Here is a 21,856-nt window from a genome sequence, read left to right as displayed (position 1 = left end):
GTCGTAGCGCCAGAGGGCCAGCTTACGCCGCGCGTCATCCAGGCTGTCGAAGATCTCCTCGTTCAGAAGTTCGTCCCTGAGGCTGCCGTTGAAGCTCTCGATGAAGGCGTTTTGCTGCGGTTTTCCGGGATCGATGTAGTGCCACGGCACGGTGTTCTCGTCGGCCCATTTCAGGATCGCCCGACTGGTAAACTCGGTGCCGTTGTCACTGACGATGCAGCCGGGCTTGCCGTCGATCCGGATCAGGGCGCTGAGCTCCCGGGCAACCCGTGCGCCGGACAGGCTGGTGTCCGCCACGAGACACAGGCATTCGCGCGTGCAATCGTCGATCACGGCGAGGATTCGGACCTTCCGCGAGGCGCCGAAGCTGTCGGACACGAAATCCAATGACCAACGCGCGTTGCCACAGGCGGCAACCGGCATCGGCGTCCTGGTGCCGCGCGCCCGTTTCCGGCCACGTCGGCGACTGACCGACAAACCTTCTTCCTTGTAGATGCGATACAGTTTCTTGTGGTTCATGCTCATGCCCTTGCGCTCCCGCAGAACGCCGATCCGGCGGTAGCCGAACCGACGCCGCTTGGCGGCGATCTCCTGCATCTCCTTGCGGATATTTGCGCAGCCCCCTCTCATCGAAACTTCGTTTCGACTGCCGGGCAGCGGGACGGGCGGTCTCGCCGGACAGTCTTGGGGTCGACACCGACCAGCCTGCAGGCCCGGCGTTGCGAGATGTCGTGATCCCGCATCACCCGGAGCGCCGCATCTCGCCGCTTCGTCAATGTCGTCAGCTCTTTCCCAGAAGGTCTTTCAGCACGACGTTGTCCAGCATGGTGTCCGCCAACAGGCGCTTGAGCTTGGCGTTCTCGTCCTCGAGTGCCTTCAGCCTCGCGGCCTCGGACACCTCCATCCCGCCATACTTGGCCTTCAGCTCGTAGAACGTCGCGGTGCTCAGGCCATGCCTGCGGCACACCTTCGCAGTCGGCATTCCGGCCTCCTGCTCCGTGGTCATTCCAATGATTTGCGCCTCGGTGAAACGGCTCTTTCGCGTGTGTCTGCTCCTTCAGAGTTGGCGCAGACTCTACATCACGGTGAGGGATTTCGCGGGGGGCAGGTCAAGCTGCGCGAGCGAAGCTTGCGCTTCTCATCGTTGTGCTGCGCACACGACTGCCAGCCAATGGATCGCTGTATTGCTGCTCTGACGGCGTGCGTGCCCTCTCGGCAGATTTGCCTTGCAAATCGCCTGCCGGGTAACAGTGCGTGGCGCTCCCCGTGTTTGGCTGCCTTGACGGCCGTCTCGTCACGCGGCGACCGCCCCGCCACTGTTTTCCAGGGGATTCCTTCAGCAGATCGCCCCGCATGTTCAGGTCCGCGCACATGCCTGTGCTCATCCTCCATGGTCGTCGTCTGTCCGATCAGGGGCGCATCGATGTCGCCATAGGTCGCGCCGACGCATGACACAGCGCCCGCGGCGCTGGCCCCGGCCCGCGCGGTCGTTCGGATTTGCCGTGAGACTCAGCCGCGCGACAAAACCACCATGCGGGAATCAGCGCCCGAACCCCGGCATCGCAAGGGGCCGGGCAGCCGGGTCAGACACTCGCGCCGCCGGCCTTCTTGCGGGCCTCGGCGTCGCCGTCGGGCTTGGACCAGTCGCGCTTGACGCCGAATTTCAGCAACAAGGCCGAGGCGACGAAGATCGACGAATAGGTGCCCACGAATATGCCCCAGATCATCGCGAAGACGAAGCCGCGGATGACGTCTCCGCCCAGGGCGAACAGCGCAAACAGCGCCAGAAGCGTGGTCAACGAGGTCATGATGGTGCGCGACAGGGTTTCGTTGATCGACAGGTTCAGCACCTCTTTCAAGGGGCGTTTCTTGTACTTTATCAGGTTCTCTCGGACCCGGTCGAACACCACGACCGTGTCATTCAGCGAATAGCCCACGATGGTCAGCAGCGCCGCGATGGTCGTGAGGTCGAACTGAATGCCGACTTCGGAAAACACCCCGATGGTCAACAGCACGTCATGCACCAGCGCCACCACGGCCCCCGCCGCGAACTGCCATTCGAAGCGCAGCCAGATGTAGATCAGCACCGCCCCGATGGCGAGCGCGACGGCAATGAACGCCGTCTGGATCAACTCGCCCGACACTTTGGGTCCGACGCTTTCGACCGACACGAACTGTATGTCGGGGGCGACAGTCCGCAACGCGGCCTCGACCGCCGCGACGGTTTCGGGCGTGACCGATTCCTGATCGTCCTGCGCCTGAATGCGCACCGAGGCGACATTCTGATCGGGTCCGAAGGTCGGGTCAAAGATCTCGGTGATGGACACATCCCCCAGCCCCAGCCCCGAGACCGCATCGCGATAGGCACCGGCATCCACCGGCTGAGCGCTTTCGGTGCGGATCGTCGTGCCGCCGCGGAAGTCGATGCCGTAATTCAACCCGCGCAGGCCAAAGCTGACCATGGCCAGCACGATCATCAGCGCCGAGATGCCCAGCCACAGCCGCCAGTGCTTGAAGAAATCGAACGACGTGTCGTCACGAACCAGTCGAAGGTGGCGCATGTCTCAGATCTCCAGCGTTTTGGGGCGGCGGCGGTCGAACCACATCACGATCAGCAGGCGCGTCACCCAGATCGCCGTGAAGACCGACGTCACGATGCCCAGCCCCAGCGTGATGGCAAAGCCGCGCACCGGACCGGACCCCATGACGTAAAGGATGGTGGCGGTAATGATGGTGGTGAGGTTGGCGTCGATGATCGCCGACAGCGCCTTTTCATAGCCCAGTTCGATGGCGCGGGCCGGGCCGCGCGCCGATTTCATTTCCTCGCGGATGCGTTCAAAGACCAGCACGTTGGCGTCCACCGCCATGCCGACCGTCAGCACGATCCCCGCAATGCCCGGCAGCGTCAGCGTCGCCCCGATCAGCGACAGCACCCCCATGATAAGCGCGATGTTAAGGATCAGCGCGATGTTGGCGAACAGCCCGAACAGCCCGTAGGTCGCGAACATGAACACCAGCACCAGGGCAAAGGCGACCGAGGTCGCCAGCTTGCCCGCGTCGATGCTGTCCTGGCCCAGCTGCGGCCCGATGGTGCGTTCTTCGAGGAACTCCATGCCGGCGGGCAACGCGCCCGCGCGCAGCAGCACCGCAAGGTTGGTCGATTCCTCGATGGTGAAATTGCCGGTGATGATGCCCGACCCGCCCGAGATATGGCTTTGGATGACCGGGGCCGAGATGACCTCGTTGTCCAGCACGATGGCAAAGGGCGACCCGATGTTCTGCGCGGTGTAATCGCCGAACTTGCGCGCGCCCGAGGGGTTGAACCGGAAGGTCACCGCAGGGCGCCCGTTCTGATCGTATGAGGGCTGCGAATCCGTCAGCTCCTCACCTGTCACCACGGGGGCCTGTTCCAGAACGTAATAAACGCCATCTTCGGTCATCGACGGCACAAGCTCCGTGCCGACACCGACCTGCTCGTTGGGGTTGGTCGTGCGGCTTTCCACCGCCTGAAAGGTCAGCTGCGCGGTGGTACCGATGATCGCCTTCAGCTCATCGGCGGACCCAAGGCCCGGCACCTCGATCAGGATGCGGTCAGCCCCCTGGCGCTGAATCGTGGGTTCACGCGTGCCGACCTCGTCGATGCGGCGGCGGATGATTTCCAGCGATTGCTGCATGGTGCGGTCGTCGCTTGCCTGCCGTTCGGCTTCGGACAGCTGAACGATCAGGTCGCTGCCCTCGCCCGCGACCTCGATGTCGGTCGCCCCCGCCCCGGTCAGCGACACCACCGGCTGCGCCAGGGCGCGCACCGCCTCCAGGGCGCGCGCCATGCCATCGGGGTTGGAGATCCGCACCCGCAACGTGCCGGGGTCGCTGTCCTGAAGCCGGATGGTGCCGACCTCGTCGCGCGCTTCGCGCAATGCGTCGCGCACCTCGGGCCAGAGCGATTCCATGCGCGACTGATAGACGTCGGCAACCCTGACTTCGGCCAGCAGATGCGCACCGCCCCGCAGATCCAGTCCGAGGTTCACCAGGTTCGACGGCAGCCACGCGGGCCAGCCGGCGGCCTGCGCCTCCAGCTCGGCGGTTGCGCCCGAGGTTTCGATGGACTTGACCGCGTCGTTATGGGTCTCGACGCGGTTGTAGAAAAGGTTCGGCGCCGCAAGTACAAGCCCCGCCACCACCAGCGCCCAGATAAGGGCGCGTTTCCAGGTTTCGATCTGCAACATCTGCGGCGCCTACTTGGGTCTTTTCAGGGATCAGCTCTCGGCCGGCTCGGTCTTGGACAGGACCTGCGTGATCGTGCTTTGCACGACGCGGACCTTGACACCCTCGGCGATCTCGACATCGACCTCGTTGTTTTCCTTGACCTTGGCAACCTTGCCGATGATGCCCCCCTGGGTCACGATCTGATCGCCCCGGCGCAGGGCGGCGACCATCTTCTGATGCTCTTTCACCTTTTTCTGCTGCGGACGGATCAGCAGAAAATACATGATCCCGAAGATCAGGATCAGCGGGACGAACTGGGCAATGGCGCTGGTGTCCATGGGCGGGCTCCTTGTTGGGTTGTGATGGGGGCCGTGCCCCGGCAATAAGTCGCGCGGAACCTATGTGCGAACGGGGGCCGATGCAAGGCGGGTTGGCGTGGATCTGGACCATGGCATTGTTGAGCGTGCCATGCGTCTGTCCCAGGCTGCGGTTACCGGCATGCTGCGACAACGTCCTGCCGAATTACTTCCGACGCCTTCTGGCATAGTTCGGGGCCCTTCGGACGGACACGTCCACACCAGGAAGTCATTGGCGCGGGTCCTCGTCTGGCAACGGATCGGACACCACCATGGATGGGTCGCGCATCGACGCGACACGCCTGGCAAGGGTTTCGCGCCTTTCCGGACGCGTCAAAGCGCCGGGATTGCGGAAAAAGTCGGCCAGGCTAGAAACAACAAGGCTATCACCCCAAACAGCAATTCGGGCCTTCGCGTCGGTTAACTTGCTCATCGCGTCAAGATTATCGCCAGTCGAACCCGCATTGTTCTGCGCCATCGCCAGGCAGGAAATAGATCGAAGAAAATCCCCATACGACCGCGTCTGAACTTTGGTTACGTCATCACGCCTCGGCATCTTCTAACCGACGGACAACTGGAAAAGGCGCCCCATGACCATACCAGGCACGCCACAGATAGCCAAAGCAGCCTCTGCCCGGCGTTGTAAAAATGAACTATCCATTGAAATGCCCCGATTTGAATACAATTCCTCACGAAACCGCTGGTACTTTCGTCACGCGAGCGGACATTGCTCACGATCACAACCTATCCGGAGCCTAAGGCCCTTGGCGCCATGATGGTCAGCTTGGCACATAGGCTGTCAGCCCGACTGTAACCCCGAAGCATGCCACGTTCATGAACCTGCTTATTGTACTTTTTCTTTTGATTGTCGTTCCCCACCATGCCCTCGCGCAGTCGCTTCAACCCTTGCCCCTGACCGATCAGCCGCGGTGGAACGCCGTCGGCCGCGTCAACACCGGCGGGTTTTCCAGCCGGGGCACCTGTACCGGCAGCCTGATCGCGCCCGATCTGGTATTGACGGCCGCCCATTGCGTCGCGGGGCAGGACGGGTTGCCGGTGAACGCCGCGCGGATGACCTTTGTAGCGGGCTGGCTGGGGGGCGATTATGCCGCATCCTCGAAGGTCGCGCGGTTCGAGGTTCATCCCGAAGCCTACCGGATGCCGCGTCTGGATATCGAACATGACATGGCAGTGCTGACGCTGGAAACATCCCTCGATATCCCTTCGCTGCCCATCACCGCGCGCGAAACCGCCCCCTATGCCATCGTCGGATACCAGAACATCCATCCCAATCGCCTGCGGGCGCGGTTCGACTGCGCGGGCAAGCGTCAGCATCGGCTGCTGCGGCTGAACTGCCCGGTGGTGAACGGCAATTCCGGCAGCCCCGCGCTGGTGCGCGAGGGCGACGGGTGGGCGATCATCGGCGTGGTTGTGGCGCAATCGGGGGGCGATGCGCTGGTGGTGCCGGTGGACGAATGGCTGCGCGGGCGGCTGGTGCGGGGCGCCCCCTACCCTCGGGAATGAAAAAGAGGCATAACCGCCGCGACTCGAACCCCGACGAAAAGGACATGGGACGATGCACGACATTCGCGCGATCCGAGAAAACCCCGCCGCATGGGATGCGGCGCTGTCTCGCCGCGGGATGGAGCCGCAATCGCCCGTCGTTCTGAAGATCGACGAGGACCGCCGCGCCGCGATTCATGCCGCCGAAACCGCGCAGGCCGACCAGAACAGGGTCAGCAAGGACGTCGGCAAGGCCAAGGCCAGCGGCGACGAGGCGGAATTTGAACGTCTGCGCGCGCTCGTGGGCGAGAAAAAGGCCGAGGTCGCCGCGATGCAGGCCCGCGCCAAGGCGCTGGACGCGCAGTTGAACGATGTTCTGATGGGCATCCCCAACCTGCCCTATAACGACACGCCCGAAGGCGCTGACGAGGCCGACAACGTCGAAATCTCCCGCTGGGGCACGCCCGAGCCGCTGGATTTCGCGCCGCTGGAACATTACGACCTGCCGGGCGTCAAGCCGGGCATGGATTTCGAAACCGCCGCCAAACTGTCCGGCGCGCGCTTTGTGGTGCTGTCGGGCGCGGTGGCGCGGCTGCACCGGGCGCTGGCGCAGTTCATGCTGGACACGCACACCGAGGAAAACGGGCTGACCGAAACCTGGACCCCGGTTCTGGTGAAAACCGACATGATGCTGGGCACCGGACAGTTGCCGAAATTCGGCGAAGACAGCTACCAGACCCGCGAAGGCTGGTGGCTTGTCCCCACCGCCGAGGTGACGCTGACCAACATCGTCAACGGGCTGACGGTGGATGAATCCACCCTGCCGCGCCGCTATGTCGCGCACACGCAATGTTTCCGGTCCGAGGCCGGCAGCGCCGGGCGGGACACCGCGGGCATGCTGCGCCAGCACCAGTTCGAAAAGGTCGAGATGGTGTCGGTCACCCACCCCGATGCGTCCCGCGCGGAACTGGACCGGATGACCAGCTGCGCGCAGGGTATTCTGGAAAAGCTGGGCCTGCCCTATCGCACGGTGGTTCTGTGCACCGGCGACACCGGGTTCGGCGCACGGCGCACCCACGACATCGAGGTCTGGCTGCCCGGGCAGAACGCCTACCGCGAGATCAGTTCGGTCTCGGTCTGCGGCGAGTTTCAGGCGCGCCGGATGAACGCGCGGTTCAAGCCCGAGGGCGGCGGCAAGCCGGAATATGTGCACACGCTGAACGGGTCCGGCCTTGCGGTGGGGCGCTGCCTGATCGCTGTGCTGGAAAACGGCCAGCAGGCGGACGGATCGGTCGTGCTGCCAAAGGCGCTGCGTCCGTGGCTGGGGGGGAAATCCACCCTGACCGCCGACGGCGCACTGGTCTGAGCCGATGGAAAAGCTGTGGGCGGCCCTTCTGTTCCTGGCCTCGCTGGCGTTTGCGGCAGGCCCGTTCATCGTGCCCGATTTCGGCGGGTTCGACGCGGATGCCTTTCCGGTGCCGCAGAACAGCCCGCCGGTGCAGCCTGCGGGTTATGCCTTTGCGATCTGGGGGCCGATCTATCTGTGGCTGATCGTCAGCACCGGGTTCGGGCTGTTCAGGCGGGCGCAGGATGCCGACTGGGCGGCGCATCGCAAACCGCTGCTGGCCAGCCTTGCGATCGGGGCGGTCTGGTTGCCGGTGGCCACGCTGTCGCCGCTCGCGGCATCTTTGCTGATCTGGGTCATGCTGATCGCGGCGCTGATCGCGCTGTTCCGGGCGGGTGACATGGACCGCTGGCTACAGACCGCGCCGCTGGCGGTTTATGCAGGCTGGCTGAGCGCGGCGGCGCCGGTGTCCATCGGCCTTCTTCTGGGCGGCTATGGCATCCTGCCGCCGACGCCCGCAGCCCTGGTCGGGCTGGCGATCGCGCTGACGCTGGCGCTGGTGGTCCAGTACCGGCTGCACCGGGCGCCGCTTTACGGGATCACCGTGATCTGGGCGCTGGTGGCGGTGATCGTCGCGAACACCGCGCCGCTGAACATCGCCGTGGCAGGGCTTGCCGCCCTGGGCATCGTCGCGATCCTGGCGTTGCGCGGCACGGACACGGAATAGCGCGTCTTTTGCGCGCCCGGCGAATATAACGCGGTTTCCGCGCAGGGATCGGGAACCCGCGCGGCCCGGCGCCCGTTGTGCCTTGTCATATCCTCGGGGCGGGACCCAGCAATGCAAATCTTTACATGTCCGAACTGCGGAACGGATCTATATTTTCGGAACACCCATTGCAATTGCGGTGCCGAGGTCAGCTTCGACCCGGACAGCCAGACCATGCTCACGCAGGCCACGCCGTGCAGCAACCGGGCGGCGATCGGCTGCAACTGGATCGTCGAGGAAGATGGCTACTGCCGGTCCTGCGCGATGACGGAAACCACCCCCGACCTGCGCGAGGGCGACAATGTCGGCCTGTGGGCCACGGCCGAGCTGTCCAAGCGCTGGATGCTGGCGAACCTGATGCGCTGGGGATGGTTCACCCCGTCGGACAAGGGCATGCGCCCGGTGTTCCGGATGCTGTCGGAGACCACCGCCAAGGGCGAGGTCGATATCATCATGGGCCACGCCGATGGCATCATCACCATAAACGTCACCGAATCCAGCGATGCGGAGCTTGCAAGACGCCAGGAAGACCTGGGCGAACTGTACCGCACCATGCTGGGCCACATGCGCCATGAAACCGCGCATTTCCTGCAACTGAGACTGGCCGAAGACCCCGGTTTCCTGACGGAATTCCGCGCCCGGTTCGGGGATGAGCGCGCCGATTACGGCAAGGCGCTTGAACGGCACTATGCCAATACGAGGCCCGCGGACGACGATCACATCACCAGCTATGCCACCGCCCACCCGCACGAGGACTGGGCCGAGACGGTCGCCCATCTGCTGCACCTGATCGACCTGGTGGACAGCGCCGCCGCGGGCAATCTGGCCCTGCCCGAAGGTCCCGAACCGGGGCATGATGCCTATGCCGCGACCGACACCGACCACGAACTGACCATGGCGGTGGACCTGTCGATCGCGATCAACCATGTAAACCGGGCGATGGACCTGTCGGATCTGTATCCGTTCGTGCTGCCGCAGGGGGTGCGCGACAAGATGGGCTTTGTCCACGGTTGGCTGCGCAATCCCGGCGCCATTCACAGCGAGGCCCAGCGCAATTCAGTCGCGCAGTAGAAAATCGCGCGTCGCCACATCCCGCCCGTTGACCTGAAGGATCACCGCATGCGGGCCGGGATACAGGCGGAACGTGGTCGCATCACCCTTCATCAGGTGATTTTTTTCCAGAACCAGCGGCGCGCCCGGCACAAGGCGCGCCGTTTTCAGTTTGAACACCTTTTCCGCCGGACCCCTGGGGCGGTGGAATCTCAGCCGATAATCGACCAACACGGGCGCCGCGATATCCGCCCGGATCGTGGCACGGATCGCAAGGCGCCCACCGATCCGCAAGCTGTCGGGCAGATCCAGCGTCGCGCCAAGAGCCAGGTCGCTGGAATAGCCCAGCAACGCCAAGGCCTCCGGCTCGCCCCGTTTGATCGCGGTGCGCAGGGCATGACGGGCGATCCAGTCGCGCTCCTTTGGGGGTTGCGCCCCGTCGGCCCAGCTGCGCAACCGCGCCAGCACCGCCTCGGGGTGGCGTTTTGACAGATCGTTAAGATGATTGGCCACCGAACGCGTCACAAAGCGGGTCGGATCGTCGGCCAGCCGGTCGAGCAGCGGCAAGGGGCGCAACGGATCGAGGTGCAGCCCCATGCCCCAGGGCAAGCGCGGGCGGGTGCCCTCGGACACCAGGCGGCGCACATGGTAATGCGGGTCTTCGACCCAGGTTTCCAGGCGGTGCATCACAAAGTCGGGGTGCCGGTTCAGGAACGGTCGCAACGCGTATTCCATCGAAAAGCGCCGGGTGGCGGCGTGCAGCAGATCCAGCGCCCGGTCGGGATGCTCCATGCCGTGGCGCGCGGCCAGCACGCCATAGACCGCGTGGATGAACCGGCCGAAATCGTCATCGCTTCGGCTGGGATCCAGCGGCGGCGGCATCGTCGCCTCCAGCGCATCGGCCATGGCGGGGAAATCCGCCGGCAGCTGGTCCTGAAGCGCATCCGCCAGAATGCCCAGCCGGTCGTGAATGCCCTGCCCCGCGAAGCGCGGCAGCGCCGCGTGCAGGAACCGCGCCGTGTCGAATCCCGGCAGCATCGCGAATTGCGCCCCAAGATCGGCGGCGCTGTCGGGATTGAACATCTGCTCGGCAAGCGAATATCCGGGCGCCGCACCCTTGCCGTCAGGTCCGCGCGCCATGACACACGCGGAAGGGGGCGGCGGCCCCGGCGCCCGACGACACCTGCAACGGGATAGTTAACGCAAAAAGCAACATGGCACGCGCACCTCAGATGGTTGTGGATGTTTCGCCACCGTCCACGACGATGTTCTGCCCGACGATGTACCCGGCGTGCTGCGAACACAGAAAAGCGCACATCTTGCCGAATTCGCCGGGATCTCCGTAGCGGCCCGCGGGGATCGTGGAGGCGCGGATCTTGCGCGCCTCGGCGCGAGAGATCCCCTTTTGCGCCGCCATCGCACCGTCCATCCCGTCGATGGGCGCGGTGTCGTGCACACCGGGCAGCAGGTTGTTGATGGTCACCCCCTTGCCCGCGATCTGGCGGGAGGTGCCCGCGACGAATCCGGTCAGCCCGGCGCGCGCCGAATTGGACAGCCCCAGCGGCAGCAGCGGGGCCTTGACCGAGCGCGAGGTGATGTTGACCACCCTGCCCCAGCCCCGCTCGATCATCCCCGGCACCAGCGCCTGCATCAGCGCGATCGGTGTCAGCATCGCCGCATCGAGCGCGTCGATGAAATCGTCCCGGCTCCAGTCCGTCCAGTAGCCGGGAGGGGGGCCGCCGGCGTTGGTCACCAGGATGTCGACATCGCCCGCCGCGTCCAGCACCCTTGCGCGCCCCTCGGGGTCGACGATGTCGGCGGCCACGGCAGTGACATCGACGCCATGTTCGGTGCGGATGGCGTCGGCGGCCTCATCCAGCGGGCCGCTGGTACGGGCGTTCACGATCAGCGCGCAGCCCGCCTGCGCCAGCGCCTCGGCGCAGCCCCGCCCAAGCCCCTTTGACGACGCGCAGACCAGTGCCGTCTTTCCGGAAATCTTCAGATCCATACTGCGCTGTCCTTGCTGCTCTGTCGATCCTGCCCGTTTTGCCCTGGCTGGTCGGGAAAATGCCTGTCGCGCCACCATTTGATGACACAATGCGCTTGCATTCAATGGGGACCATATCGTTTCTTGGGGCACCGCAGCGCGGCAAGGTAAGCGCGACATGACCGACAGATCCAACGATGGCCGCGACGGCGCGGCGCACAGCGTGTCCGTCTATCGGGCCGATCAGGTGCGCGTGGTCAATGGCGCCAATCAGGGCGACGGCCTGGGCCATGCCGATGACCTGGTCCCCGATGACATCTACACGCTGTCGCCGGTGGCCGTGCGGCACAGGCTGGCGGTGCTGCCCGCCTCTGCCTCGCCCTTTCGCATCGCGCGCGGGACCGGGATCGGCACGCCGGGGGCCGAGCTGCATCTGGACTGCGTGGTCAGCTTCATGACCGGCAACGGGCGAATGACCGAAGGGCTGGTGCTGGTCGAAACCGACGACGGCGATGTCGCGGGGATCTACCTGATGCCGCTGGGCGAGATGACGGCGCGTCAGGACTACGCCCTGATGCGCATTGATCGCGACGCGGCTCTGGCAACTTTCGCGCAGGTGGCCTGCGTCTCGTTCACCGCCGGGACCCTGATTACCCTGGCCTCCGGGGCGCAGGTGGCGGTCGAGTCGTTGCGCGTCGGCGACCGCGTGCTGACCCGCGACGATGGGCCCCGGCCTGTGCGCTGGATCGGCCACGGCATCCGGCGCGCCACGGGGGATTTCGCACCTGTGCTGATCCGCCGCGGCGTTCTGAACAACGCCCGCGATCTGCGGGTCAGCCCGGATCACCGCCTGTTTATCTACCAGCGCGAAGACAGGCTGGGCGCCGGGCGCGCCGAGGTCATGGTCAAGGCCCGCCACCTTGTCGATGGCGACCGTATCGCGCGCGTCGAGGGCGGATTCGTCGAATATTACCAGATGCTGTTCGACCACCATCAGATCATCTACGCCGAAGGCATCGCGGCGGAATCCATGCTGGTCGACAGCCGCACCCGCGCCGTGTTGCCCCGCGACGTGGCGTCGCAACTGGCCACCCTGATGCCGGGGCACGCGACATCGGGCCATGACGCGCTGGAGGTCGAAGACGCGCTGCTCGACCGCCCCGGCCTGGCGGAACTGCTCCGACGCGCGTCGGCCTGCTGACACGGATCGGAAAGGAACGCGGCGCGCGCGTCCGGGTGGGGGCGGGAAACGTCTCGGCGACCTCTTCGACAAGCGACCGGGGCGCCCCCACGATCAGGTGTTGCGCAGGGCCGCGATCAGCTCGTCCTTGTTCATGCCGGACCGGCCGTCGATCTCAAGTTCCTGCGCGCGGGCGTACAGGTCGTCCCTGGTCCACTCCTCGTACGGGGGGGCCTTGCCGCCTTTTTCAGACGGGTGCATGTCGGGATTCGCCTGTGCGTTGGAAATGCGCGCGGCCTTTTGTTTCGACATCCCTTTGTCGCGCAGGTCCTCGTACAGCTTTTCGTTCTTCAGGCTTGGGTCTGGCATGGCGTGTCTCCTTTTCAGGGGGAACGCCGCCCCTCGCGATGCGGTTCCTCTTCCCATGGCGGCAAGGCGCCGCTATACGCGCGATCATGCTGGACACGCCCTCGAACCGCCCCGCCCTTCCGCCGGAAATCGCCCGGCGCCGCACCTTTGCGATCATCTCGCATCCCGATGCGGGCAAGACCACGCTGACCGAAAAATTCCTTTTGTATGGCGGCGCCATCCAGATGGCCGGACAGGTGCGGGCCAAGGGCGAGGCCCGCCGCACCCGGTCGGATTTCATGAAGATGGAACAGGAACGGGGCATTTCGGTCAGTGCCTCGGCGATGTCTTTCGACTATGGCAACTTCCGCTACAATCTGGTCGACACGCCCGGCCACTCGGATTTTTCCGAAGACACCTACCGCACCCTGACAGCGGTGGACGCGGCGATCATGGTGATCGACGGCGCCAAGGGCGTCGAATCCCAGACCCAGAAGCTGTTCGAAGTCTGCCGCCTGCGCGATCTGCCGATCCTGACCTTCTGCAACAAGATGGACCGCGAGGCCCGCGACGTCTTCGAGATCATCGACGAGATCCAGGAAAACCTTGCCATCGACGTGACGCCCGCCAGCTGGCCGATCGGCATGGGGCGCGATTTCCTTGGCTGCTACGACATGGTCCGCAACCGGCTGGAACTGATGGACCGCGCCGACCGCAACAAGGTCGCGGAATCGATCAGGCTCGAAGGGCTGGACGATCCCAAGCTGGACCAGCACATCCCTGCGGATCTGCTGGAAAAGCTGCGCGAAGAGGTCGAGATGGCGCGCGCCCTGCTGCCCCCGCTTGACGCGCGATCGGTGCTCGAAGGGCACCTGACCCCGATCTGGTTCGGGTCGGCGATCAACTCGTTCGGCGTGCGCGAACTGATGGACGGCATCGGCGCGCTCGCGCCCGAACCGCAGCCGACCCGCGCCACCCCGCGCGCCATCGCGCCCGAGGAAAAGAAGGTCGCCGGGTTCGTGTTCAAGGTGCAGGCCAACATGGATCCCAAGCACCGCGACCGCATCGCCTTTGTCCGCCTGTCGTCCGGGCATTTCCAACGCGGCATGAAGCTGACCCATGTGCGCACGAATAAGCCCATGAGCATCGCCAGCCCGGTGCTGTTTCTGGCTGCCGACCGCGAGTTGGCCGAAGAAGCCTGGGCCGGCGACATCATCGGCATTCCAAACCACGGCCAGCTGCGCATCGGCGACACGCTGACCGAGGGCGAGGCGATCAAGGTCACCGGCATCCCGTCATTCGCGCCCGAGCTGTTGCAGTCCGTGCGCGCGGGCGATCCGATGAAGGCCAAGCATCTGGAAAAGGCGCTGTTCCAGTTCGCCGAAGAAGGGGCCGCCAAGGTGTTCAAGCCCGCCATCGGATCCGGCTACATCGTCGGCGTGGTGGGCGCGCTGCAATTCGAGGTGCTGGGCGCGCGGATCGAACAGGAATACAGCCTGCCGGTGCGCTTTGCGCCGTCGCAGTTCACATCCGCCCGCTGGGTGCATGGCGATAAAACGGCGGTGGACAGGTTCACCAGCGCCAACATGCAGCACATCGCTCATGACAACGACGGCGATGTGGTCTACCTGACCCGGATGCAGTGGGACATCGACCGCGTTGTGCGCGACTATCCGGACATCACGCTGTCGGCCACCAAGGAAATGATGGTGTAACCGGCTGATCAGCCCGTGCGATGCGCGGCGCCACGGGCCCCGCCGCGCATCTGCGTTTTGTCAGCGGCGCACGTTATCCTGCGCGCCGCCTGTTGTTACGATCCCCGCGGGGCGCCGCAGGACGCCGCGCAACGGGCGACCCGGTTTCGTTCAGCCGCCCTGAAGCAACTGGGTGATCCGGCGCACGGCGGCGCGACGATTGCGGCGCTCGGAATCCTGCGTGTCCACCGCAAGATCCGCCTCGCCGTAACCTTGGAGCACCATGTTTTCGGGCGGAACCTGGAAATATTCGGTCAGCGCCAGCGCCACCGATTCCGCGCGCCGGTCGGAGAGCGCAAGGTTCAAGCCCCATCCCCCCGTCGCGTCGGTATGGCCTTCGATCAGAAACACCTCGGTCGGGTTGGCGGCGATGGCGCGTTTCATGGCATTGCCCAAGGCGGCAAGGTCGCGTGCCTCTTCGGGGCGAATGGCGGCCGACCCAGTGGCGAAATTGATCGAATCCACGCTGATTTCCGGCACGAGATGGCGCACGGCGTCGATGTTGCGCACCTGGTTGAGCGAAAAGCGCCGGTCGATGGGCGTGGCGCTTTGGGCCGCGAGGGCGGCGGCCAGCTCGTCTTCGGACACCTCCTGGAAATTGATGCGGCGGGTGGGCGCCTCTTCGACCTGGGGCAGGTCGTTGATGACCACCTCGGTTTCGTCACGGGTGTCGTCGAACAGCACCACCGTCTCGCCATTGGGCAGGGTCCGGGTCCGGCGCAGGACACGCCCATCTGCGGCCTTGACCGTTTCGACCGAAGCGCCGCTGTCGCGGGTGACGACCGTGCGGGTCGACCCGTCGTCATAGCGATAGGTCTTTACGTCCGAGCCCGGCTGGCGCAGCAACACATCGTCATTGCGCAGCACGCGGTACTGGCCGTCCTGTTCCACCACGATCCGGTCGCCGCTGTTTTCGACCACCTTGGCATTGTCACCCAGCATCTCGTTCAGGGCCACGGCTCCCAGCCCCACCAGCGCGGCGGCGCCAAAGCTGCGCAGGGCGGTGTTCTTGTCGTCGTCGTCATCGTCATCGTCCGACCCGGCGGCCCCGATGCGGGTGTCGAAATCTTCGGCCGAACTGCGGGTGTTTTCGTCGGTCAGCACCTCTTCGATCAGCTCGGCGTCTTCGGTCGAATCGGCGCTGGCGGCGGCAGAGGCACTGCCTTGCGCTGCGATCCGGGCCGCGATGTCCGCCTGTTCGGAACTTGTGGGCGGCGCTGCGGGCGCATCCAGCGGTGTCGCCTGATTTTCCACCGTCGGCTGTTGCGCCGGATCTTTCGCGGGTTCGACGGCATTTTCGGCGGCGGAGTCCGGCGCCGTGGGTTCGCGCCCAACTGCCGGAGCGTCGTCGGGCATTTCTTCGGCCTGTGCGTCAAGCGCTTCGGCAACGGCGTCGCTGCCGGGATCAGGCGGCGTGCCGGCGTCGGGCTGGACCTGCTTCGCAAGCGCGGGCGGGTCGATCGCCGCCGGGGTATCCGGCTGGGGCGCCGCGTCGGCGGAGTCCGCCGCAGCGGGCGGCTCTGCGGCGTCGGCCAGAGACTGCGCCAGCGCCGCGACGCCGTCGTCCAGCGTGGGGGCGTCCTGGCTGGTGGCATCGGCGGCCTGTTCGGCGATCCCCGGCGCGCCTTGTTGGGCATTTTCGCTTTCCGGAACCGGCGCGGCCTTTGCCAGCGGCTCCGCGGGCGCGTCAGCCTCTTGCGTCCCGACCTGTTTTGTCATCGGTGCGGCCAGCCAGCCAGATGGATCGGGCAGTTCGGCGATGCGGTCGCAGGCAAGCTCCTGCGGTGCGGTGCCGGCGTCGCATTGCGCCTTGGCGCGCACGATTTCGCCGAGCAATTCGTCCCGGCTGAGCGTCGTCGTGTCAAATCCAAGGTCCAGCTCGCCCTTGCGCGCCGCGTCCAGCAACTCACGCGGGGTGGTGTCGGACGGAGACTGCGCCAGGGCGGGTGTGGCAAGGCCGGCCATCAGGGCCAGCGCAGCGGTGGTCGTGCTGAAAAGCGGGTTCGTCAGGGTCATGTTTTGTCCTCTTCCGATGTGCCGCGCGAACGGCGGCACCCTGGGCACCAAACGCGCGCAGGACCCGAAAGGTTCAGACCACGGCGCGTGACCGCCTAAAGCGCGGCCATCAGACGCGCCTTTTCGCCGGGGTCCTCGGGGCGCGAAATCGCCTCGGCCAGATCTTCAAGCGACTGGATCGAATGCCCGGCACGAAAACTGTCCACATGAGGCAGCATCGCGCGGATGCCCGCCGCCCTGGGCGCGAAACCATCCCAGCGCAGCAGCGGATTCAGCCAGATCAGCTGGCGCGACGACAGGTGCAGCCGTTCCATTTCCCGACCCAAAGCCTGCGCATCGTCGCGGTCCAGCCCGTCGGTGATCAGCAGTACCACCGCGCCCTGCCCCATGACCCGGCGCGACCAGTCGCGGTTGAATGCGCGCAGGCAACCGCCGATGCGGGTGCCGCCCTTCCAGTCCTGCGCTTCCGCGCCGGCGGCGCGCAGGGCGGCGTCGACGTCGCGCTGGCCCAGATGGCGGGTGATATTGGTCAGCCGCGTGCCAAAGGTAAAGGCATGCACCCGCGCCCAGCCCGCGCCCTGTTCATTGGCGACCGCATGCAGGAAATGCAGCACCATGCGCGAATATTGCGACATGCTGCCCGAAATGTCGCACAGCACCACCAGATTGGGCCAGCGCGGGCGCGGCTTGAGACAGGACAGCGTGCGCATTTCGCCTCCCTGCCGCATCGACGCGCGCATCGTACGCCGCCAGTCGATCCGGCGGCCCTGCGCCGACGCCATGCCCCGGCGCGACGGGATCGGCTTGACCGGCAGGGTCAGCCGCGCCAGCATGCGTTTGGCGCGGGCCACTTCTTCGGTCGACATCTGTTCGAAATCCAGCGTCTTGAGCTTTTCCTCGGACGAAAGGGTAAAGCTGCTGTCGACCTCAAGTTTCGTCGCGGCGTCGTCTTCCTCGGGCTGAGGCAAGTCTGGCAGGGCATCGCCAAGCAGCGCCTGGGCGGCGCGTTTTTCGGCCGATTGCGCCACCTTTTCTTCCTGCACGCCGCGCACGGCCGGCAGCATCATCGACATCATGTGTTCCAGATAGCGCGGGTCGCGCCAATACAGCCGGAACACCTGCGCAAAGACCACCCGCTGTTCGGGCCGGTTGACGAAACAGGCGTGCAGCGTCCAGTAGAAATCCATCCGGTCGGTGAACCCCGCCTGCGCCACCGCGCGCACCGCATCCAGCACGCGCCGCGGCCCCACCGGCAACCCCGCCCGGCGCAGCGCGCGCGCGAAGTGGACGATGTTCTGCGCCAGGCGCGGCTGTTCGGGGATGTCGATGGCGATGTATTCGGGCATGGGACCTCCTGCGGTGCGTCAGCCAGGTGCGGGGCATGCGACAGTGCAGGCCGGTCTATGGTTGCGGGCCGTCACGGCGCGGGCCGTGGCAGGGCGGCGTCGATGATCGCCGCAGCGCGGGCGCAGTCCTCGGTCAGGCGCGCGCCCAGATCGGCGGGGTCCCGCGTGCCGGTCAGGCGCGTCAGGAACACGCAGCCCAGCGTGCCGACGTCGGCCGGGTCCAGCCTGCCTTCGGTGATCAGCCGCGCGCCGATCTGCAAGGCCCAGCACAACCGGTAGGTGGCGCCCAGCTGGTCGGCCTGCGCACGCGTGACAAGGCCCAGCCTGGCGGCAGCCGTCAGCCCGCGCGCGGTGCTGCGCGGCGCCTTGCCCGACAACAGCGCCGCAGCCTGCGCGAACAGTTCGATGTCCTGCATCCGGCCGCGCCCGTTCTTTGGGTCCCACGGATCGCCCGCGCCCTTGGCCTGCGCGATGCGCGCGCGCATCGCCGCAAGTTCTGCCAGCACCTTGTCGCGGTCCTGCGCCGCGCCCAGCAGATCGACGCGCAGCGCCTCGACCTCTTGCGCAAGGTCCGGCGGGCCCGCGATGACCCGCGCACGGGTCAGTGCCAGGTGTTCCCACACCCACGCCTGTTCGCGCTGATAGGCGGTAAAGGCGGCGAGCGAGGCCGCGACCGGCCCCTGATTGCCCGACGGGCGCAGGCGCATGTCGACCTCATACAGCCGTCCTTCGGCCATGGGGGCAGTCATCGCGGTAATCAGCGCCTGGGTCAGGCGGGCGTAATACTGCCGCGCGGCGAGCGGGCGGCGGCCCACGGATGCCTCGACCCCAGCTGGGTCATAGATCACGATCAGGTCCAGATCCGACAGCGCGTGCAGGTGCCGTGCCCCCAATGAGCCCATGCCAACGACCACCGCACCACGCCCCGGCGCATCCCCGTGCTTGCGCGCGAAGTCCTGCTGTACGGCGGGAAACACCCCGGCCAGCGCGGCCTCGGCCACATCGGCATAATGCTGCGCCGCCTCTTCGGGCTCGCTGAGACCGCGCAGCAGGTGCACACCGGCGCGAAAATGCCATTCCTTGGCCCAGCGGCGCGCCATGTCCAGCTTGCGTTCGTAATCGTCCTCGCGCGCGAGAATCGCGATCAACTCGGCGCTGAGCGCGCCCGGCCCCGGCCAGGGCGCAAAGAAATCGCCCACGATCACCGCGTCGAACACCGCCGCATTGCGCGACAGGTGGCGCGCCAGATCGGGCGAGGTGGACACGATGTCGACCAAAAAGTCGATCAGCTGCGGATTGACATCGAACAGCGACAAAAGCTGCACCCCCGCGGGCAGGCCCGCAAGAAAGCCGTCAAAGGCCGCCAGTGCCTCGGGCGGGCGCGGCGCGCGGGCCAGCCGCCCAAGGATTTCCGGCTTGAGGCGGCGGAAAATCTCACGCGCGCGGCTGGAGCGCAGCGCGGGATAGCTTGGCCAGCGGGCGACAAGGGGGCTGTTTTCGATCTCGTCGGGGATTTCGGCGGCACAGGGGCGCTGGTCGGGGGCAAAGAAATCCTCGGTCAGCGCATGCACCTCTTGCAGGCGCGCGCGCAGGGCGGACTTCAGCGTATCGGCGGTCTGCCCCATCAGCGCGGCAAGCCGTTCGAATCCCTCGTCGCTGCCCGGCAACACATGGGTCTGCGCGTCCTGCATCATCTGGACCCGGTGTTCGACCTCGCGGTGAGCACAGTAGTGATCGGCCAGCCGCTCGGTTACGCTGCCCGGCACCCAGCCGGTTCGCGTCAGCACGCGCAGCCCATCGACCGTGCCGCGCACCCGCAAGGCAGGGTCGCGCCCCCCCGCGATGATCTGCCGGGTCTGAGTAAAGAACTCGATCTCGCGAATGCCGCCGCGCCCGAGTTTCATGTCATGCCCCGGCAGGGTGATGTCGCCGTGGCCATGCCGGTCGCGGTACCGCAGACGCATGTCATGGGCATCCTGAATGGCCGCGAAATCCAGATGCTTGCGCCATACGAACGGCCGAAGCGTTTCAAGAAAGCGATCCCCGGCGGCGATGTCGCCCGCGCAGGGCCGCGCCTTGATATACGCGGCCCGTTCCCACGCGCGCCCCAGACTTTCGTAATACCGCTCGGCAGCTTCCATCGCGATGCACACAGGCGTGACAGCGGGATCCGGGCGCAGCCGCAAATCGGTGCGAAACACATAGCCATCGCCGGTCAGATCGCTCAGCGTCGCCGCCATCCGCCGGGTCGCGCGCACAAAGGCGCTGCGGGCCTCGTGAAAATCGTCGCGGTCGAACCTGTCCTGATCGAACAGGCAGATCAGGTCGATGTCGGACGAATAATTCAGCTCGAACGCGCCCATCTTGCCCATGGCCAGCACCACCATGCCGCCTGCGTCTTGCAGATCCTCCTCGCCAAGACCGGGCAGCTTGCCCCTCCTGGCCTCGCGCAGCAGCGCCGCGTGCAAAGCAAGATCGACCGCCAGATCGGCAAAGCGGGTCAGCGCCCCGGTGACGGTTTCCAGCGGCCAGACGCCCGACAGATCCGCAAGGGCCGTCAACAGCGCGACGCGCCGCTTGGCCTGCCGCAGCGCCGCGTCCAGCGCATCCGGCGCCACAGTGCGCAGATTGGCCGCAAGGGCGGGCAGCGCGGCTTCGGGGTCGTCCAGCGCGGCTTCCAGCCAGGCCCCCTCGCGGCGCAAAAGCGTGCCAAGATAGGGGCTGGTGCCCCCGGTGCCCGCGATCAGCAAGGCCGTGTCGGCCCGCGCCCAAGGGGTTGCGGCAAGCGCCTCCTGGCCCAGATCGGGTTCGAACGGGCGGGGCAGTCGGGTGATACGAGACGCGAAATCCATGCTGCAAGGGATGGCAGATGCACCGGGGGCTGCGCAACCGTCTTGCCCTTGGCCCTGCAAGATGATCCAAAAGGCTCATCCGCCCGAAACCCCGAGACCACACCATGAGCAAGAGCCTGAAACGTGTGCGCGCCGCGCTGGAAAATGCCGGGCTGACCCCGGACATCCGTGAGGTCGAACAGGCGCGCACCGCCCAAGAGGCCGCCGACAGCGTCGGTTGCGCGCTCGACCAGATCGCCAAGTCTATCATCTTTCGCGCGGGCGACAGCGACGAAGCCGTTTTGTTTCTGACGGCGGGCGGAAACCGGGTGTGCACCCAAAAGGCGACGGCGCTTGCGGGAACCCCGCTTGGCAAGGCCGATGCCGCGCTGATCCGCGCCCAGACCGGGTTTGCGATCGGAGGCGTGTCGCCCCTTGGCCACCTGTCACCGATCCGCGCCTGGATCGACCCGCGCCTGCTGGAATTCGATCTGGTCTGGGCGGCCGCCGGCACGCCCCGGCATGTCTTTGCGATCGAGGCCCGCCATCTGCCCGGCCTCGTCGGCGCGATACCTGCCGATTTCGTGGCATAAGGGCTGCGCGAAAGGCTTGACCGCGCCCGCGCGGATGATAGTCAGGCTGACACGGTGGGCCTGTAGCTCAATTGGTTAGAGCAGGGCGCTCATAACGCCTTGGTTGCGGGTTCAAGTCCTGCCGGGCCTACCAAAAATTCATCTCCATGCGTCTCAGATTTACGGCAATCTACTTGAAAACAGTAGGTTATCGTCATTTCGCACGTTCATACGTGTCAGTGCGTCTCCATGCGTCTCAGCTTTTGTTGGTATCATTTGTTGGTATGATGACGGCGATACCAACAAATCAGTGTCGCCTGGATGCCCCTCACAGATGCCCAATGCCGCGCGGCAAAGCCTGCGCAAAAGGTCCAGAAGCTATCGGATGGACGCGGGCTGTTCCTTCACGTCACGCCAACCGGATCGAAACTTTGGCGGATGAACTAGGTGTTTGATCCCACGGTTTGATGGTGCGATCCTTTCTCATGAATGGAAGGAAGCCTTATGGGACAAGTTCGTCACGGGAGCGCCACGCACTGTTACCCGGCAGGCGATTTGCAAGGCAAATCTGCCGAGAGGGCACGCACGCCGTCAGA

General features: G+C 65.8%; 18 protein-coding genes, 1 tRNA gene and 1 pseudogene. 9 read left to right on the top strand and 11 right to left on the bottom strand.

Going from position 1 to position 21,856, the window contains the following annotated elements:
* The 5 genes and pseudogenes from ATI53_RS19975 to ATI53_RS23035 all read right to left on the bottom strand — a co-directional run.
* Positions 1 to 1,006: pseudogene (locus ATI53_RS19975) on the bottom strand (IS3 family transposase); the annotation flags it as partial.
* A 577-nt stretch (positions 1,007 to 1,583) separates the two neighbouring features.
* Positions 1,584 to 2,561, bottom strand: a complete 978-nt coding sequence (secF, locus tag ATI53_RS19970; RefSeq protein ID WP_009502995.1) for a protein translocase subunit SecF — start codon at positions 2,559 to 2,561, stop codon at positions 1,584 to 1,586.
* 3 nt (positions 2,562 to 2,564) lie between these two features.
* Positions 2,565 to 4,226 carry a protein translocase subunit SecD gene (gene secD, locus ATI53_RS19965; RefSeq protein ID WP_009502994.1) on the bottom strand — a complete coding sequence of 554 codons (1,662 nt, stop codon included), beginning with the start codon at positions 4,224 to 4,226 and terminating at the stop codon, positions 2,565 to 2,567.
* 30 nt (positions 4,227 to 4,256) lie between these two features.
* A complete protein-coding gene (gene yajC / locus ATI53_RS19960; RefSeq protein ID WP_009502993.1) occupies positions 4,257 to 4,544 on the bottom strand; it encodes a preprotein translocase subunit YajC in 288 nt (95 codons plus the stop codon).
* Between the two features lie 247 nt (positions 4,545 to 4,791).
* A complete protein-coding gene (locus ATI53_RS23035) occupies positions 4,792 to 5,118 on the bottom strand; it encodes a hypothetical protein (RefSeq protein WP_146609969.1) in 327 nt (108 codons plus the stop codon).
* 278 nt (positions 5,119 to 5,396) lie between these two features.
* Between ATI53_RS23035 and ATI53_RS19955 the strand changes: the two genes are divergently transcribed.
* From ATI53_RS19955 to ATI53_RS19940, 4 genes are all read left to right on the top strand, one after another.
* Entirely contained in the window at positions 5,397 to 6,086 is a 690-nt protein-coding gene (locus tag ATI53_RS19955; protein WP_009502992.1) for a trypsin-like serine peptidase, read from the top strand.
* Positions 6,087 to 6,138: 52 nt separating this feature from the next.
* Entirely contained in the window at positions 6,139 to 7,431 is a 1,293-nt protein-coding gene (gene serS, locus ATI53_RS19950) for a serine--tRNA ligase (protein ID WP_111551193.1), read from the top strand.
* Between the two features lie 4 nt (positions 7,432 to 7,435).
* Complete coding sequence (locus ATI53_RS19945) at positions 7,436 to 8,137, top strand: TspO-related membrane protein (protein WP_009502990.1); 702 nt, start codon at positions 7,436 to 7,438, stop codon at positions 8,135 to 8,137.
* 111 nt (positions 8,138 to 8,248) lie between these two features.
* Positions 8,249 to 9,247, top strand: coding sequence for a zinc-binding metallopeptidase family protein (locus ATI53_RS19940; protein WP_009502989.1), 999 nt, complete (start codon positions 8,249 to 8,251; stop codon positions 9,245 to 9,247).
* Here ATI53_RS19940 and ATI53_RS19935 read toward each other — a convergent pair.
* Both ATI53_RS19935 and ATI53_RS19930 read right to left on the bottom strand, forming a co-directional pair.
* Positions 9,233 to 10,366, bottom strand: coding sequence for a YhaZ family DNA alkylation repair protein (locus tag ATI53_RS19935; RefSeq protein ID WP_009502988.1), 1,134 nt, complete (start codon positions 10,364 to 10,366; stop codon positions 9,233 to 9,235). The two genes, ATI53_RS19940 and ATI53_RS19935, sit on opposite strands and share 15 nt — an antisense overlap.
* 88 nt (positions 10,367 to 10,454) lie before the next feature.
* Positions 10,455 to 11,234, bottom strand: coding sequence for an SDR family oxidoreductase (locus ATI53_RS19930; RefSeq protein ID WP_009502987.1), 780 nt, complete (start codon positions 11,232 to 11,234; stop codon positions 10,455 to 10,457).
* Positions 11,235 to 11,391: 157 nt separating this feature from the next.
* Here ATI53_RS19930 and ATI53_RS19925 point away from each other — a divergent pair, with 157 nt between their 5' ends.
* Complete coding sequence (locus ATI53_RS19925) at positions 11,392 to 12,414, top strand: Hint domain-containing protein (protein WP_009502986.1); 1,023 nt, start codon at positions 11,392 to 11,394, stop codon at positions 12,412 to 12,414.
* A 93-nt stretch (positions 12,415 to 12,507) separates the two neighbouring features.
* Here ATI53_RS19925 and ATI53_RS19920 read toward each other — a convergent pair whose 3' ends face one another.
* Positions 12,508 to 12,762, bottom strand: coding sequence for a DUF7218 family protein (locus ATI53_RS19920; protein ID WP_009502985.1), 255 nt, complete (start codon positions 12,760 to 12,762; stop codon positions 12,508 to 12,510).
* An 86-nt stretch (positions 12,763 to 12,848) separates the two neighbouring features.
* On the opposite strand from ATI53_RS19920, the gene ATI53_RS19915 reads away from it, so the two are divergent.
* Entirely contained in the window at positions 12,849 to 14,456 is a 1,608-nt protein-coding gene (locus ATI53_RS19915) for a peptide chain release factor 3 (RefSeq protein ID WP_111551192.1), read from the top strand.
* A gap of 150 nt (positions 14,457 to 14,606) precedes the next feature.
* On the opposite strand, the gene ATI53_RS19910 is transcribed toward ATI53_RS19915, so the two are convergent.
* The 3 genes from ATI53_RS19910 to glnE all read right to left on the bottom strand — a co-directional run bounded on the left by ATI53_RS19910 (position 14,607) and on the right by glnE (position 20,709).
* Positions 14,607 to 16,511 (bottom strand): OmpA family protein, encoded by a 1,905-nt coding sequence (locus ATI53_RS19910; protein WP_111551191.1) that lies wholly within the window; start codon positions 16,509 to 16,511, stop codon positions 14,607 to 14,609.
* A gap of 95 nt (positions 16,512 to 16,606) precedes the next feature.
* On the bottom strand, positions 16,607 to 17,857 hold the full coding sequence (locus ATI53_RS19905; RefSeq protein ID WP_111551190.1) for a vWA domain-containing protein: 1,251 nt from the start codon (positions 17,855 to 17,857) through the stop codon (positions 16,607 to 16,609).
* 71 nt (positions 17,858 to 17,928) lie between these two features.
* Positions 17,929 to 20,709 (bottom strand): bifunctional [glutamate--ammonia ligase]-adenylyl-L-tyrosine phosphorylase/[glutamate--ammonia-ligase] adenylyltransferase, encoded by a 2,781-nt coding sequence (gene glnE / locus ATI53_RS19900; RefSeq protein ID WP_111551189.1) that lies wholly within the window; start codon positions 20,707 to 20,709, stop codon positions 17,929 to 17,931.
* Positions 20,710 to 20,813: 104 nt separating this feature from the next.
* Between glnE and ATI53_RS19895 the strand changes: the two genes are divergently transcribed.
* The 3 genes from ATI53_RS19895 to ATI53_RS24520 all read left to right on the top strand — a co-directional run bounded on the left by ATI53_RS19895 (position 20,814) and on the right by ATI53_RS24520 (position 21,707).
* The gene (locus tag ATI53_RS19895) at positions 20,814 to 21,281 is read left to right on the top strand and encodes a YbaK/EbsC family protein (protein ID WP_111551188.1); all 468 of its coding nucleotides are present in this window, start codon (positions 20,814 to 20,816) and stop codon (positions 21,279 to 21,281) included.
* Between the two features lie 56 nt (positions 21,282 to 21,337).
* Positions 21,338 to 21,414, top strand: a tRNA-Ile gene (locus ATI53_RS19890).
* A gap of 167 nt (positions 21,415 to 21,581) precedes the next feature.
* Positions 21,582 to 21,707 (top strand): Arm DNA-binding domain-containing protein, encoded by a 126-nt coding sequence (locus ATI53_RS24520; protein ID WP_111551187.1) that lies wholly within the window; start codon positions 21,582 to 21,584, stop codon positions 21,705 to 21,707.
* Positions 21,708 to 21,856: the final 149 nt, after the last annotated feature.

The organism is Salipiger aestuarii, assembly GCF_003259905.1.
GTDB lineage: Bacteria > Pseudomonadota > Alphaproteobacteria > Rhodobacterales > Rhodobacteraceae > Salipiger > Salipiger aestuarii.
Note: the sequence above shows the minus strand (reverse complement) of the source record. Positions and strands in the feature narration are given on the sequence as shown.

Coding starts and splice junctions, on each gene's coding strand:
- secF (WP_009502995.1), bottom strand. CDS start 2,561: ATGCGCCACCTTCGACTGGTTCGTGACGACACGTCGTTCGATTTCTTC.
- secD (WP_009502994.1), bottom strand. CDS start 4,226: ATGTTGCAGATCGAAACCTGGAAACGCGCCCTTATCTGGGCGCTGGTG.
- yajC (WP_009502993.1), bottom strand. CDS start 4,544: ATGGACACCAGCGCCATTGCCCAGTTCGTCCCGCTGATCCTGATCTTC.
- ATI53_RS23035 (WP_146609969.1), bottom strand. CDS start 5,118: ATGCCGAGGCGTGATGACGTAACCAAAGTTCAGACGCGGTCGTATGGG.
- ATI53_RS19955 (WP_009502992.1), top strand. CDS start 5,397: ATGAACCTGCTTATTGTACTTTTTCTTTTGATTGTCGTTCCCCACCAT.
- serS (WP_111551193.1), top strand. CDS start 6,139: ATGCACGACATTCGCGCGATCCGAGAAAACCCCGCCGCATGGGATGCG.
- ATI53_RS19945 (WP_009502990.1), top strand. CDS start 7,436: ATGGAAAAGCTGTGGGCGGCCCTTCTGTTCCTGGCCTCGCTGGCGTTT.
- ATI53_RS19940 (WP_009502989.1), top strand. CDS start 8,249: ATGCAAATCTTTACATGTCCGAACTGCGGAACGGATCTATATTTTCGG.
- ATI53_RS19935 (WP_009502988.1), bottom strand. CDS start 10,366: ATGGCGCGCGGACCTGACGGCAAGGGTGCGGCGCCCGGATATTCGCTT.
- ATI53_RS19930 (WP_009502987.1), bottom strand. CDS start 11,234: ATGGATCTGAAGATTTCCGGAAAGACGGCACTGGTCTGCGCGTCGTCA.
- ATI53_RS19925 (WP_009502986.1), top strand. CDS start 11,392: ATGACCGACAGATCCAACGATGGCCGCGACGGCGCGGCGCACAGCGTG.
- ATI53_RS19920 (WP_009502985.1), bottom strand. CDS start 12,762: ATGCCAGACCCAAGCCTGAAGAACGAAAAGCTGTACGAGGACCTGCGC.
- ATI53_RS19915 (WP_111551192.1), top strand. CDS start 12,849: ATGCTGGACACGCCCTCGAACCGCCCCGCCCTTCCGCCGGAAATCGCC.
- ATI53_RS19910 (WP_111551191.1), bottom strand. CDS start 16,511: ATGACCCTGACGAACCCGCTTTTCAGCACGACCACCGCTGCGCTGGCC.
- ATI53_RS19905 (WP_111551190.1), bottom strand. CDS start 17,857: ATGCCCGAATACATCGCCATCGACATCCCCGAACAGCCGCGCCTGGCG.
- glnE (WP_111551189.1), bottom strand. CDS start 20,709: ATGGATTTCGCGTCTCGTATCACCCGACTGCCCCGCCCGTTCGAACCC.
- ATI53_RS19895 (WP_111551188.1), top strand. CDS start 20,814: ATGAGCAAGAGCCTGAAACGTGTGCGCGCCGCGCTGGAAAATGCCGGG.
- ATI53_RS24520 (WP_111551187.1), top strand. CDS start 21,582: ATGCCCCTCACAGATGCCCAATGCCGCGCGGCAAAGCCTGCGCAAAAG.